This is a genomic window from Pseudarthrobacter sp. CC12, assembly GCF_039907755.1.
Lineage (GTDB): Bacteria > Actinomycetota > Actinomycetes > Actinomycetales > Micrococcaceae > Arthrobacter > Arthrobacter niigatensis.
Genome location: NZ_JARDJH010000014.1, coordinates 78,806 through 92,697, shown reverse-complemented (window position 1 = coordinate 92,697; position 13,892 = coordinate 78,806). Strand labels below are relative to the sequence as shown.

10 protein-coding genes are annotated in these 13,892 nt (G+C 66.9%); 7 read left to right on the top strand and 3 right to left on the bottom strand.

What is annotated here, in order from left to right; genetic code table 11:
* The first annotated feature begins 85 nt into the window (after positions 1 to 85).
* Together PV772_RS11950 and PV772_RS11945 are read left to right on the top strand one after the other, a co-directional pair.
* Positions 86 to 1,069 (top strand): ABC transporter ATP-binding protein, encoded by a 984-nt coding sequence (locus PV772_RS11950; protein WP_347886274.1) that lies wholly within the window; start codon positions 86 to 88, stop codon positions 1,067 to 1,069.
* Positions 1,059 to 1,859, top strand: a complete 801-nt coding sequence (locus tag PV772_RS11945) for an ABC transporter permease subunit (RefSeq protein ID WP_141160802.1) — start codon at positions 1,059 to 1,061, stop codon at positions 1,857 to 1,859. Before PV772_RS11950 ends, PV772_RS11945 begins: the two co-directional genes overlap by 11 nt.
* 19 nt (positions 1,860 to 1,878) lie before the next feature.
* Here PV772_RS11945 and PV772_RS11940 read toward each other — a convergent pair whose 3' ends face one another.
* Positions 1,879 to 4,401 (bottom strand): DNA topoisomerase IV subunit A, encoded by a 2,523-nt coding sequence (locus PV772_RS11940; protein WP_347886273.1) that lies wholly within the window; start codon positions 4,399 to 4,401, stop codon positions 1,879 to 1,881.
* Positions 4,402 to 4,477: 76 nt separating this feature from the next.
* Here PV772_RS11940 and PV772_RS11935 point away from each other — a divergent pair, with 76 nt between their 5' ends.
* The 4 genes from PV772_RS11935 to PV772_RS11920 are packed head-to-tail and all read left to right on the top strand — an operon-like array spanning position 4,478 to position 9,906.
* Positions 4,478 to 7,162: a GNAT family N-acetyltransferase gene (locus tag PV772_RS11935; RefSeq protein ID WP_347886272.1), complete on the top strand. Its 2,685-nt coding sequence runs from the start codon at positions 4,478 to 4,480 to the stop codon at positions 7,160 to 7,162.
* Between the two features lie 41 nt (positions 7,163 to 7,203).
* On the top strand, positions 7,204 to 7,947 hold the full coding sequence (locus PV772_RS11930; protein WP_347886271.1) for a DUF5998 family protein: 744 nt from the start codon (positions 7,204 to 7,206) through the stop codon (positions 7,945 to 7,947).
* Positions 7,947 to 9,173 carry a nucleotide pyrophosphatase/phosphodiesterase family protein gene (locus PV772_RS11925; protein WP_347886270.1) on the top strand — a complete coding sequence of 409 codons (1,227 nt, stop codon included), beginning with the start codon at positions 7,947 to 7,949 and terminating at the stop codon, positions 9,171 to 9,173. The genes PV772_RS11930 and PV772_RS11925 overlap by 1 nt, the downstream gene beginning before the upstream one ends.
* Positions 9,166 to 9,906: a thymidine kinase gene (locus PV772_RS11920; protein ID WP_347886269.1), complete on the top strand. Its 741-nt coding sequence runs from the start codon at positions 9,166 to 9,168 to the stop codon at positions 9,904 to 9,906. The genes PV772_RS11925 and PV772_RS11920 overlap by 8 nt, the downstream gene beginning before the upstream one ends.
* Positions 9,907 to 10,448: 542 nt before the next feature.
* Here PV772_RS11920 and PV772_RS11915 read toward each other — a convergent pair.
* A complete protein-coding gene (locus PV772_RS11915; protein WP_141160792.1) occupies positions 10,449 to 10,757 on the bottom strand; it encodes a hypothetical protein in 309 nt (102 codons plus the stop codon).
* Positions 10,758 to 11,765: 1,008 nt separating this feature from the next.
* On the opposite strand from PV772_RS11915, the gene PV772_RS11910 reads away from it, so the two are divergent.
* Positions 11,766 to 13,235: a DUF222 domain-containing protein gene (locus tag PV772_RS11910; RefSeq protein ID WP_347886268.1), complete on the top strand. Its 1,470-nt coding sequence runs from the start codon at positions 11,766 to 11,768 to the stop codon at positions 13,233 to 13,235.
* A gap of 43 nt (positions 13,236 to 13,278) precedes the next feature.
* On the opposite strand, the gene PV772_RS11905 is transcribed toward PV772_RS11910, so the two are convergent.
* The gene (locus PV772_RS11905) at positions 13,279 to 13,887 is read right to left on the bottom strand and encodes a dihydrofolate reductase family protein (protein ID WP_347886267.1); all 609 of its coding nucleotides are present in this window, start codon (positions 13,885 to 13,887) and stop codon (positions 13,279 to 13,281) included.
* Between the last annotated feature and the right edge of the window lie 5 nt (positions 13,888 to 13,892).

The following is a 13,892-nucleotide window of genomic DNA, read 5'->3' as shown; positions in this document are numbered from 1 at the left end:
CCATCGAGCCCACACTGCACTCAAAGGTAAGACACCGGCCAGCCGCGTCATCAACCTCTCAGGTCAATACAGCTAGCGTGGCCGCATGAGCCCGGAAGCGCGCAAGGACGCGCAAAGCATGGTGCAGCTGGCCGGCCTGACGAAGCGGTTCGGCCGGAACACGGCGCTCGACGACGTGACCCTCACCATTGGGTCCGGCGAGGTGTTCGGCTACCTGGGTCCGAACGGGGCAGGCAAGACGACCACCATCCGGCTGCTGATGGGAATGCTGCGGCCCACATCCGGAACGGCGTCCGTCCTGGGAATGGATACCTGGCGCGAATCCCGGGACGTCCACCGGGTGGTGGGCTACGTTCCCGGCGAGCCGGCGCTCTACGACCGCCTGACCGGCCACCAGCACGTGGCCTACTGCGCCCATCTGCGGCACCGGGACGACAGCGGGCGTGCGGCAGAGGTGGCGGACCGGCTGGAACTGGACCTGGGAAAACCGGCCCGCACGCTGTCACGCGGTAACCGGCAAAAGCTCGCCATCGTCCTCGCGGTCATGTCCAGGCCGCGGCTGCTCGTGCTGGACGAACCAACCAGCGGGATCGACCCGCTGGTGCAGCAGGTGTTCCACTCCATCCTGCGCGAGCACACGGCCGGCGGCGGGTCCGCCCTGTTCTCCTCCCATGTCCTGGGCGAGGTGGAGCGCGTCGCAGACCGGATCGGGGTGGTCCGGGGCGGCGAACTGGTGGCGGTGGAGCGGCTGCAGGACCTGGCCGCCCGCTCCCTGCACCGGGTGCGGGCCAGATTCGCCGGCGACGTATCCGTGGCCGAGTTTACCGGCGTCCCCGGGGTACGGGACGTGCTGGTGGACGGCCGGACCCTGAGCTGCAACGCCCCGCAATCGGCCCTGGACGCCCTGCTGAAACGGGTCAGCGCCCGGGAGGTGGAGGACTTCGAATGTTCCGAGGCCCCGCTGGAGGAGACGTTCCTGAGCTATTACGGGATGGACCGGGCGGACGGCAGCGCTGCGCCCGGCCCAGCGGAACGCGCGGCCGGAGCGGTGGGGCACCGTGCTGGCTAGCGTCCTGCTGAAAACGCTCCGGGACCAGGGCAGGCTGCTGGTCGCCTGGGCCGTCTCCCTGGCCCTTGTCGTGGCCATGTACGCAGCCGTCTGGCCCTCGGTGAAGTCCCAGCCCTCCATCAGCGCCTTCATCGAGCAGATGCCGGAGGCCTTCCGTTCCCTCTTTGCCACTTCCAGCGCGGACCTGTCCACCCCCACCGGGTACATCCAGGTGGAACTGCTGTCCTTCATGGGTCCCATCGCAGTCCTGATCTACGCCGTCAGCTCCGGTGCGGGAGCCATCGGCGGGGAAGAGGACCGCCACACCATGGACCTGCTGCTCGCCAACCCCGTGGGCCGGGGAAGGGTGGTGGTGGACAAGTTCCTCGCCATGGTGGCGGGCACGTTCCTGCTGGCGGCCGTCATGGGTCTGTCCCTGGTGCTTGAAGGCAACCTGGTGGACCTGGTCCTGCCGGCGGACAAGGTGGCAGCGGCCATGCTGCACCTGGCGCTCCTGGGCGTCGTGTTCGGGGCGCTCGCCCTGGCGTTGTCAGCGGCAACCGGTCGGACCGGGCTCAGCCGCGGCGTCCCTGCAGTGCTGGCGGTCCTGGCCTACATCGTCAATGCCCTGGCACCCATGGTGGACGTTTTTGACCGGATCCAGAAGGTCTCGCCGTTCTTCCAGTACATCGCCCACGACCCGCTCCGCAACGGCACCGCCTGGGACAGTGTGCTGGTATCTGCCGTGACCATCGCGGTGCTGGTGGCGCTCGCCGTCGCCGGATTCCGGCGCCGGGACGTCGCCGGCTGAGCCGGCCACGCCGCCGGCACTACTCCGCGGTGTCGCCGGCTGCGCCGCCGTCCATCCACGCCATGGCAGGGCCGACTGCTTCGACGGCCTGGGAGAGCGGGACGCCCGAGCCGTCGCGGCGGCCATGCTCCTGGGGCAGTGACCGCGCCACTCCTGCCGCGGAGGACGCCTTGGCCGGCCCGTGGCCCGCCCAGGCCAGCAGGAGCATGTCCTCGCCCTTGAGGAACCGGTGCGACCGGACCCCGGCAGTGGCGCGCCCCTTGGCCGGATATTCGGAGAACGCGGTGACTTTGGCCGTGCCCGGGGCAGTGCCCGGAAGGGCGCCGTTGGTCCCGGCGATGGTGACCACGACGGCGGCCTCATCCTGGGGCTGCACGGCACCAAAGAAGATCACCTGGTCACCGGCGGCGAGTTTGATTCCGGCCATGCCGCCGGCGGTGCGGCCCTGGGGGCGGACCACGGCGGCGGGGAACTTCAGCAGCTGGGCCTCCCGGGTGAGGAACACCAGTTCGGTGTCATCGCCGCCGGCGGGAGCGACTCCCACCACCACGTCCTTGTCCTTGAGGGTGATGACTTCCCAGTCTTCCCGGTTCAGCGGGTAGTCCGGCTGGACGCGTTTCACCACGCCCTGGGCGGTACCGACGGCCAGGACTTCATCCAGCCGCACGAACGCCACCAGGGTTTCACCCTTCACCAGGGTCAGGAACTCCTTGGCAGGGACGCCGCCGGCCAGGTTGGGCAGGCCGGCCACGGGCGGCAGGACCGGCATGTCCATGACCTGAAGCCGGAGCATCCGGCCCTGCGAGGTGACCGCCGCGATTTCGCCGCGGGCCGACGTCTTGACCACCGAGGTGTATACGTCGTGCCTGCTCCGGGGACCTGCCTCGGCGAGCGGTTCCTGGTTGCTGGTGCGTGCCACCTGCCCGGACGCGGTGAGGATGGCCCAGCAGGGGTCGTCAGCGATTTCCAGGGACAGCGGGGCAGCCTTGCCCTTCTTGGCCCCGGCAAGCTCGGCGTCGGCGACGGTGGGGGACACGGCCTCGGACTCCAGGAGCACGGTGCGGCGCGGGGTGCCGTGTTCCTCGGCGATCGCGCCGAGTTCGTCGGAGACCACCGTGCGGAGCAGTTCTTCGGAGTCCAGGATGGCCTGCAGTTCCGCGATCTCGCGGCGGAGTTCGTCCTGTTCTTTTTCCAGTTCGATCCGGGAGTACTTCGTTAGCTGCCGCAGGCGGAGTTCAAGGATGTAGTTTGCCTGGACCTCGGTGAGGTCGTAGATGGACATCAGCCGCTCACGGGCCGCCGCGGCCTCGTCCGAGGACCGGATGATCTGGATGACCTCGTCGATGTCCACGATGGCGATCAGGAGGCCCTCCACCAAGTGGAGGCGGTCCTTCTTCTTGCCCAGGCGGAAGACGGTCCGGCGGCGGACCACGTTGATCCGGTGGTTGACGTAGACGCTCAAAAGGTCCACCAGGCCCAGCGTCTGCGGCTGCCCGTCCACCAGCGTGACGTTGTTGATTCCGAAGGAGTCCTCCATCGGCGTGTACCGGTAAAGCTGCTGCAGGACCGCGTTCGGGTTGAAGCCGTTCTTCAACTCGATCACCAGGCGCAGCCCGTGCTTGCGGTCTGTCAGGTCCACGATGTCGCTGATGCCGGTCAGCTTCTTGGCGTTGACGGCGTCCTTGATCTTCTCGATCACCTTCTCCGGGCCCACCATGTACGGCAGTTCGGTGACCACCAGGCCGGTGCGGCGTGCCGAGAGCTGTTCGATCTCCACCTTGGCCCGGGTCTTGAAGGATCCACGCCCGGTGGCGTAGGCGTCGCGGATACCGTCCAGGCCCACGATCCGGCCGCCGCTGGGCAGGTCCGGGCCCGGGACGAACCGCATGAGGTCCTCCAGGGTGGCGTCGGGGTGCGCAATCAGGTGCCGGGCTGCGGAGATAACCTCCACCAGGTTGTGCGGGGCCATGTTGGTGGCCATGCCGACGGCGATGCCGGTGGCGCCGTTGACCAGCAGGTTGGGGAAAGCGGCGGGCAGGACGTCCGGCTGGGTCAGCTGGTTGTCATAGTTGGGGACGAAGTCCACCACGTCTTCGTCCAGGTGGTTGGTGAGCGTGAGGGCGGCCGCAGCCAGCCTGGCCTCGGTATACCGCGGTGCTGCCGGGCCGTCGTCGAGCGAGCCGAAGTTGCCGTGCCCGTCGATCAGCGGCAAGCGCAGGGAGAAGTCCTGCGCCATGCGGACCATGGCATCGTAGATGGCGGCGTCGCCGTGCGGGTGCAGCTTGCCCATGACCTCGCCCACCACGCGGGCGCTCTTGACGTGGCCGCGGTCAGGGCGCAGTCCCATGTCGCTCATCATGTACAGGATGCGGCGCTGGACCGGCTTAAGCCCGTCGCGGGCATCCGGCAGGGCCCGGGAGTAGATCACCGAGTACGCGTACTCCAGGAAGGAGCCCTGCATTTCGGACGTCACGTCGATATCGACGATGTTTTCCGTGTAGCTGTCGTCCACGATGGGTTTTGAACTTTGCCGGCGGGCCATGGGGTTTGGTGAATCCTTCTGCGGTTACTGCGCAGCCTTGGGGTGTGCTGCGATAGTTTTTGGCTAGGCTAAGCCTATGGTGGATCAGCCCGGGGACGGCGAATATCCGGAACATTGGGAAGCCGATGTCGTCCTGCGTGACGGCGGGACAGCGCATCTGCGGCCCATCCACCCGTCGGACGCGGACGCCGTCCAGGCCTTCCATACCGGGCAGTCGCAGAATTCAATCTACATGCGGTTCTTTGCGTTCAAGGCCCGGCTGTCCGCCAAGGAGCTTAAGCGGTTCACCGAGGTGGACTACAAGGACCGGGTGGCGTTCGTCATCACCATCGGCGGCGAAATCATCGGCATCGGCCGCTATGACCGGCTGAGCGATCCCACCGAGGCAGAGGTCGCGTTCAACATCGCGGACTCCCACCAGGGGAGGGGTATCGGCTCCATCCTGCTGGAGCACCTTGCCGCCGCAGCGCACGAAAACGGCATCCGGAAGTTCACCGCCGAGGTCCTGCCGGAGAACCGCAAGATGCTGATGGTCTTCTCCGACGCCGGCTACGACGTCAAGCGCCACTTCGACGACGGCGTCGTCAGCCTCGAGTTCAACATTGACCCCACCGAGAAATCCCGTGCCGTGATGGAATCCCGCGAGCACCGCGCTGAGGCGAGGAGCGTCCGGGAGTTGCTGGCGGCGTCGTCCGTTGCCGTGATCGGTGCCAGCCGCCGGTGGGGGACCGTGGGTTACCAGCTGCTGGAGCACATCATCGAGGGCGGTTTCCACGGCCCGGTGTACGCCATCAATCCCGAGGCGCTGGAACTGGCGGGCATGTTGTCCTACGGCAAGCTCTCCGAGGTGCCCCAGCCGGTCCAGCTGGCCATCATCGCGGTGCCCTACGAGGAGGTCGCCGGCGTGGTGGAGGAGTGTGCGGCGGCCGGCGTCAAGGGTGTGGTGATCGCCTCCGCAGGCTTTACGGACGACGGCGAGCGCGGCCTGCTGCGCCAGCGCGCCCTGGTGCGGCAGGCCAGGGCCAACGGGATGCGGGTGATCGGGCCGGCCTCGCTGGGCATCGCCAACACCCACCCGGACGTGTCCCTGAACGCCTCCATGGCCCCGACGATGCCCCTGCGCGGGAGCCTGGGCCTGTTCAGCCAGTCGGCGGCCATCGGCGTCTCGCTGTACGCCGCCTCGAGCCGGCGGAAGCTGGGCCTGTCCAGCCTCCTCTCGGCAGGCAACCGGGCTGACGTCTCCGGCAACGACATGATGCAGTACTGGGAGGACGACGCCGACACCTCGGCCGTGGGCCTGTACCTGGAGTCGATCGGCAACCCGCGCAAGTTCTCCCGCATCGCACGGCGGCTGGCACGCACCAAACCGGTCATCGTGGCCAAATCCGACACCATGGGGCTCCGCCTGCCGCCGGGGCATGCCGTCCGAACCACGCAGGCGCCGGCGGGAGCGCTCGACGCCATGCTGCGCCAGTCCGGGGTGATCCGCGTCGAAACCGTTGAACAGCTGGTGGACGTGGCACAGGTGGTATCAGCCCAGCCCCTCCCTGCCGGGCCCGACGTCGCCATCTTCAGCAACTCCCAGGCCCTGGGCAACGTGGTGGCGGACAGTGCGGCCGCGCATGGGCTGGGAGTGGCGCAGGTGGTCTCCGGACTCGACCTCGACGCCGGCCAGTCCGTGGCCCTGCCCCTGCTCCGGAAGGCCCTCCTGGATGCCCTGGCCTCCGACGCCGTGCACGCCGCGGTCGCCGCCCTGCTGCCCGCGCGCGGCCTGACCGTCGACGCCGTGGCTGAAGTCCTCGCGGAATGCTCCGCAGCAGCCGGGAAACCGGTAGTGGCGGCGTTCACTGGGATCCTGGACCCCACCATCACCGTGGAGGGCCTGGTGGGAACGGAAGGCTGCACCGTTCCCTGCTTCTCCAATCCCGGTGCAGCCGTGGCCGCCCTCGCTGCCGTGGTCCGCTACGCGGAATGGGCCGCGCGCGACCATGGGCACTTCGTGGAACCCGACGGCTGCGACCCCCGCCAGGCGGCGGCTGAACTTGATGGACTGCTGGCGGACGTCAGCGGCGAGCAACTCAAGCAACTGGACCCGGCGGCAACGACTTCACTGTTGGGCCATTACGGCATTTCCGTCCTGCCCTCGGCACCGTTCACCACCCCGGATGAAGCCGTTGCCGCCGCCGACTCGCTGGGCTGGCCGGTGGTGCTCAAGACCACCGAGCCCGCCCTCCGGCACAGGCTGGACCTTGGCGGCGTGCGGCTTGGCATCGAGGACGCCGAATCGCTGCGCCTGAACGTGCTGCAGATGCGGCGTGCGCTCGCCGCCTACGGAAACCCGGCGCTCGAGGTCCAGGCCATGGCCCCGGTGGGCCAGGCGTGCACTTTCCGGGCCATCGAGGACCCGCTGCTGGGTCCTGTCATCTCCTTTGGCCTTGCCGGTGACGCCGTGAACCTCCTGGACGACTGGGCCCACCGCGTTCCACCGCTCTCCGCAGCGAACGTCCACGACTTCATCCGCGCGCCCAGGGCGTCCCGGAAGCTCTTCGGCTACCAGGGCCTGCCTGCCGTCGACGTGCAGGCCCTGGAGGATCTTGCCGGCCGGCTGGCGTGGATGAAGGACAACCATCCGGAGATTGCGCTGGTGGAATTCAACCCTGTCCTGTGCGGCCCGGCGGGTGCCACCATCCTTGCCGCCGACGTGCGGATTGGCAACGCTGCGCAGCGCACGGACAGCGCGCGCCGGGCGATGCTGGGCTGAGGCGGTTAGCAAGTGACCGGACGATCTGTGAAAATGGGGGCATGAGCTTCCAGCCTTCCGCTTCGGCGCCCGAAACGCCCGGCAACGAAAACCAGGCAGTCCGCCAGCACAGCTCACACAACCACGGAGTCCAGGGCCAAAGCCTGGAGGACGCGCTGCAAAAGGCCGGCTTCTACCCGCGCCTGGTGTCGGACGTCGTTGACGATGCACTCGACGGACGGGACTGCGTAGCCCACCTGGTGCACCTGGAAACCCACTTCGACCGGGCAGAAGTGCGCCGCCACATTACGGTCCTGGTCCTGACCGCGGACATGCTGGTCATCACCCATGTGGACGACCAGCAATTGGACGAGGCAGGGGAGCAGATCGTGGCCCAGATCTCCACCGAGTCCGTTCCCGTTGCCCAGATCCGGTCTGTGGTGCTCAGCTACATGTACGCGCAGCCGCAGGATTACAAGCCCTCCGACCCCGTCCGGGAGCTGACGCTGTCCATCGCATGGTCGGGCGGCCAGCGGCTGGACATGGGCCCCGCCAGCTGCGGCGATCCGCAGTGCGAGGCCGACCATGGCTACACCGGAACCATTGCGCAGGAGGACATCGTGCTGCGCATCAGCGCCGAGGCGGACGGACTGCAGGCCGTACAGGACGCCAAGCTGTTTGCCCGGGCACTGCGTGCGGTCAACACCGGTTCCGCCGCTCCTGTATCGCACGCCCAGTCCATGGGGCCGCGGCCGCGGTCCGGGGTGTTCGGCAACCGGCTCAGCCGCGGGCACCAGCAGCGCTGATGCCCGACGACAGCCACCAAGCCGCAGTAACCACTGGACGCATTCCCGACCTTCCGCCTGCTCCCGCCTACGGGCACCGCTCCATCGCCGAGGTCCTGACCAGCGCAGCGGCAAGCCTTGGCGTGGACGGATTCAGCAACACCCTTGGACTCCCGGTTGCCTCACGGGTGTGCGTGGTCCTGGCGGACGGCTTGGGCCGGAACCTCCTCAAGCAGAAATCCGCGCACACACCCTTCCTGCGCTCTGTGCTGCAGGCCGGGCAGGGCGACGTCCCGGTGTGGCTGGACTCCGCCTTCCCTTCCACCACCGCAGCGGCCCTCTCCAGCTTTGGGACCGGGCTTCCCGCCGGCCAGCACGGCATGGTGGGCTACGATGTCCTGGACCCCGGCCAGGACAAGGTGGTCAACCTGCTGGGGAACTGGGATCCCGGCGTGGATCCGTCAGCGTGGCAGCCCTTTCCCACCGTGTTTGAACGGATTGCCGGCCAGGTGGACGTCAGCACCGTCAGCCTCTCCCAGTTCGACGGCTCGCCGATGACCCGGGCCGCCCTCCGCGGCGGCAGGTTTATTCCAGGGACAACAGCTCACGCCCGGACGGCCGCCGCTGCCGAAACCATGGCGGCACCCGGCCCGGCCCTCATGTATTTCTACGTCAACGACCTGGACAAGGCCGGCCACCGCTACGGCTGCCGCTCGGAACAGTGGGAGCACCAGCTCGAAGAGCTCGATGCCACAGTCAAGCGCCTGAACTCCACCCTTCCCGCGGGCACCACCATCCTGCTAACGGCAGACCACGGCATGCTCGACGTCGACGAACCGCAGCGGATCGACTTTTCCACCGACCCCGCGCTGGTGCAGGGCGTCCGCCACACGGCAGGGGAACCACGGATGGTGCACTTGTACCTCGAGGAAACCCACCTGTCGGACGGCGGCGCGGAGCGGCTGCTGGCGGCCTGGAAGGCGCGGTTCGGCACCCGGATCTGGGCCTTTACCCGCGGGGAGGCCATCGCGGGAGGACTCTTTGGTGCTGACGTCCGGCCCGCTGTTGAGGGCAGGATTGGTGACGTCATGATCGCGGCGCGGGACGCCGTCGCGCTTTACGACGGACGGCGCATGCGGCCAACTGCCATGGAGGTGGTGGGCCAGCACGGCTCGCTGACCAAGGCGGAGCGGGAAGTCCCGCTGCTGTGCTTCACTGCTGAAGGAAGGACGCGGCGGCGTGGCTGAGCTCATCTTTTTCTCCGGCACCATGGACTGCGGGAAGTCCACCCTGGCCCTGCAGATGGACTACAACCACCGGGCCCGCGGCCGTGGCGGCGTCCGGTTCAGCCGGAATGACCGCGCCGGCGAGTCCAGGATCTCGAGCCGCCTGGGTTTGGAGACGGATGCCGTGGAGGTCCTGGACAGCACCGACTTCTGGGAGGAAGTCATGCTGCGCCGCACCCGGGGCCAGCGGGTTGACTACCTGATCTGCGACGAAGCCCAGTTCTATACGCCCGAACAAGTGGAGCAGCTGGCCAAGGTAGTGGACGAGATCGACGTCGATGTCTTCGCGTTCGGCATCACCGCTGATTTCCGCACCCGGCTGTTCCCCGGTTCCCAGCGCCTGATCGAGCTCGCCGACCGGGTGCAGGTGCTCCAGGTGGAGGCGCTGTGCTGGTGCGGCCGACGGGCTACGCACAACGCCAGGACGGTCGACGGCGTGATGGTCACCGAAGGTGCGCAGGTGGTGGTGGGCGACGTGGACATGGTGATGGAAGCTGCTGCCCCTGAGGCCGGGCACGTACCCGTGGTGGGTTACGAGACGTTATGCCGCCGCCATTTCATGCGGCGCGTGACGGCGCACGGAGCGTCCTTGATGGCACAGCAGGACCAGTTGCTGCCATTCGAGGTCGATGCCTGCCTCTGGCACGGATCGGGCGGGCCGGGCGAGAGCCGCGGGCCGGGGAGTAGAGGTTGAGAGACTGAAGGGTTCGCTCTCGCGGTGGTTGGTGACGGTGCCCTTTTGTGGTGGCTCCTGGTGTCGCGTAAGGGGATCCCTCACCGGACAACTCACGACTCCGTGTCGCCCTCCGCATGAGTTTGCAATGAGGGGGTCGGCCCGCCCGTCTGCTCCGGCACGTCGCTTCGTGCTTGACCGTCCTGAACGAAGGTGATCTGAATTTGGCTTCCCCGCGATAGGACCGATCCCGCCGGAGGATCTTGGGAGGTCACCCAGAATAGCCCTGGCCACGTGCGCGAGCGAAGGCCTGGACCATCAGGGTCCCCGGCTGCGAGACCGAACCCAAGGTTCGCCGCAGTCTCCTGTGCGATATGTACAGGCTGCCCAACCAGATCGGGAACATTTAGCATCTGGCGTTCGACCACCTCGGCATCTCCTTTGCGCCCGAAAACTGGTACGGCAAACTGAACCGTCTATTCATCAGATTAGCGCCGCCCACGCTGGTCCGGTGCGTCCCGTAAGGGATCCTTCACTGCAACGCACCTGCGGTGTCGAGGCAGCTACTCGCTGTATTCCACATCCGCGAATGCCTTGACCTCTGCCCGAAGTTGCTCGGCGATAAGTGCGCCTTCAGCCTTCCAGGCCAATTCCTTGGTTCGTGAACTCCAACCGTTCTCATAAAGATTCTCGACATCCCAAGCGTCGTACCAGGCACGGAGTCGGTCAGTTAGGTTGTCTGACAGTCCGAAGTCTGCGGGCTCCATCGTGTATTTGCTCGGATTGCCGGGGGTGCTGTTCTCCCAAAGTGGCCACCGGTGCCCGTAGTCAGGGAACAGGCGGATGACTCGACGGGCGGCGTCGTCTGACATGGCCAAAGACTAGCCCAAAGTGGCCGTCCTAATGTCGGCTCTCCGGTCTCGATCAGTCTGTCCGTATGCCGATCCCCTACGGACCACCCGGGATTAGTGCAGCGTCCAGAGGTGGCAAGCCTTCGGGATCTTTCGTCGGGGTGCGACGCTGAGCCTTTCACCCTAGGGCTCACATCATTGCCGACGCGCTTGCCCATAGCTGACTTTCGGGACCGGTTTCGGTGGCGGGAGCACCACGATTAACAGTGTGGCGAAAGGGCCGATGAAGACGGAAATGAGGAACCATACGATCCTGCTGCGGTTTTTCTGTTCAGCCAACCCGGCATTTATTAAGGCGATGGCGAACCAAACTGCTCCACCGGTCGAATAGTCATTCATAGAGCTACTCAATCACAGCAGAATCTATGTGTTCGGATATGCCGGCTCGTCGGTACGCATCAAACAGGAGCCTCCGCTCGCTCGCGCCCATCTTGCAGGTACGCGCGGCTGACGTAACGGCCGTCGCTGTCCCGTAAGGGGGCCGCCCGCTAACTGTCCCGTAAGCCGGTCCCTTACCGCTATGACCTTGCTCTGACGTGCGGTGTTGCAGGCGCGCAGTTTGGGGTGTCCCGTATACCCGGCCCGCAAAAATGCCCGGTGAAGGTGCCCTAAACGCTACATACCATCGCACTGGTCTGGTCCTCCTCGAGACCCGTTAGCAGTTCCACGATGGACCCGCCGATGTTTGCTTGGGGGCCGCTTCAAAGGTACCGGGGGAGTCTGTCCCGTCTGCACGCCGGCGGGCCCTGGCTGAGGCGCTCAACATGGTTTCCCTGCTACGGATAGCGGCGCCAGGACCGATCTGTCACGGTTGGTATTGATCTAGGGAAGCAGACCCAAAATGCGTAGGGCTGTCCGGCGAAGTCGAAACACAGGGCTACGGTGCCCACCTGACCCCCGTGACCCCGTCGGCTGATTTACTCCGATGATGCCCGTGTAATTGTCAGACCCCCTTGTCATGATGGCTTTATGGGGACAGCAGCGGTGGCCAAGGCTTATGCGGACATCAGGTCTGCCCTCGCCGTGCTGAACGCGGAGGTTGACGGCCAAGGCTCCTTACCGTTTTCTGCGGTTGACCCTCTGGCTGGTTTGGCGGATGGGTGCCTGGATGTTCTGGCTGGTGCGCGGGAGGTGGAGGCCGGGTTCGCGGCGTTGAAGGCGAAGGCGGCGGTGAAGTATTCGGAGTCTGCTTGTGCCGTTGCGGGTCCGGATGTGCCGGTGGTGGCGCAGGAGATGGCGGTCGCGGCGGAGATCGGGTGTGTGTTGGTGTTGGGGCCGCGGGCCGCGGGGTCGTTCCTGGCCACCTCCCATGCCTTGACTGCCGGGTTGCCGCTGACGTTGGCGGCGTTGCGGGCCGGGACGGTTTCGTGGCAGCACGCGGTGGTGATGGCCGATGAAGCCGGTGGCCTGGATGCTGCCGGGGCGGCGGCGTTGGAGGCGCATTTCCTGGACCCTGGAGTGCCGGATGGTGCGCGGGGTTGCCCGGTCGGGGAGTTGCCGGCGCACCGGTTTCGGGCCAAGGCACGGACGTGGCGGGAACGCCACCATGCGGAGTCGATCGAGACGCGGCACGCCCAGGGGGTGGTGGAGCGGCGGGTGGAGTTCCGGCCTGACCGGGACGGGATGGCCTGGCTTAGCGCGTGCCTGCCCGCGGATAAGGCGGTGGCGGGCTGGAACCGGCTTACCGCCGAGGCCCGGTCCCTGCAGGGCCCGGACGAGACCCGGACCATGACCCAACTCCGCGCCGACCTGTTCGCGTCCGCGGTTCTGGGCAGCGGGATTCCCGCCAGCACGGACGCCAGTGGTACCGCGGCCGGCAGCGTTGAAGAAACCGATGTCCCGCCGACATCAATAAGGGCGCAGGTGCTGGTCACCGTTCCCGTGTTCTCGTTGCTGGGCGTGACCGGTGAACCGGCAATGCTGGACGGGTACGGGCCGATCCCGGCTTCGATGGCCAGGGACCTGGTTGCGGGCGGCAGTGAGTCGTTCCACCGGGTCCTGGTGGACCCGCGGGACGGGGCGCCGCTGGAAATCGGCAGGACCAGCTACCGCCTCACGAAAGCCATGCGAGCCTGGCTAAGGATGCGGGACGCCAAATGCCCGTTCCCCGGTTGCAGCAACCACTCCCTCGACAACGAGGCCGACCACCTCCTCGCCTGGGCCAACGGCGGCACCACCGGAATCCGCAACCTGGGACAGCCCTGCCCGAAACACCACAAACTCCGACACACCACCGGCTGGAAACCCACCCCCGCCACCAAGAACGAACCACCAGGCTGGACTTCACCCACAGGCCGGCACTACGCCGGCGAACACCAGGACTGGGAACCACCCCACTGGCCGAAGGGGTGGCCGTCCGGGTTATTGCCCGGGGCCGGCAACAGACATGGAGAACAGAGCCTTCTGGAAGATGCCCTCGTCCAGTACCTTGCCGTGTGATGCACCCGCTTGCAGCGGGCCGCCGGCTAAGCAACGCTGACAGCTACTGGTGCGTCCGGCGGTAGCGGATGTGGGTGGCCAGGGGAGAGTGGAGCACCTCAACGGGTTCGAAATCGAAGGACGCAATCCCATCGAAGATCCGCTCACCTGATCCGAGCAGCACTGGTGCGATGTCGAGGGTCAGTTCGTCAACCACCCCAGCCGCCAATGCCTGCCGGACCGTGGACGCCCCTCCCGCAATATCAACGCCCTTGCCGCCGGCCGCATCGAGCGCCGCAGCGTACGCCGCCTCGAAGCCGTCAGTGACGAAGTGGAAGGTTGTCCCTCCCTCCATCTGGATCGGATCATGCGGGTAATGCGTAAGGACGAACACCGGTGCATGGTAAGGCGGCTCGGGGCCCCACCATCCACTCCATTCCTCGTCCCAGTCCCCGCGGACCGGACCAAACATGTTCCGGCCCATCACGTAGGCGCCCCGCGGTCGCATCAGCCAATCAGCCGCGATCCCGTTGGCCTCATTGGCGCGGGGATCGCCGATGTGCCAGCCGTGGAGTTCCAGCCCCCGCTTGCCCAGCGGGTTCTCGCGGCTTTGGTCGGGCCCGGCGACGAACCCGTCCAGGGACATTGACATGTGGCAGGTGGTGTCCGGCACAGCGA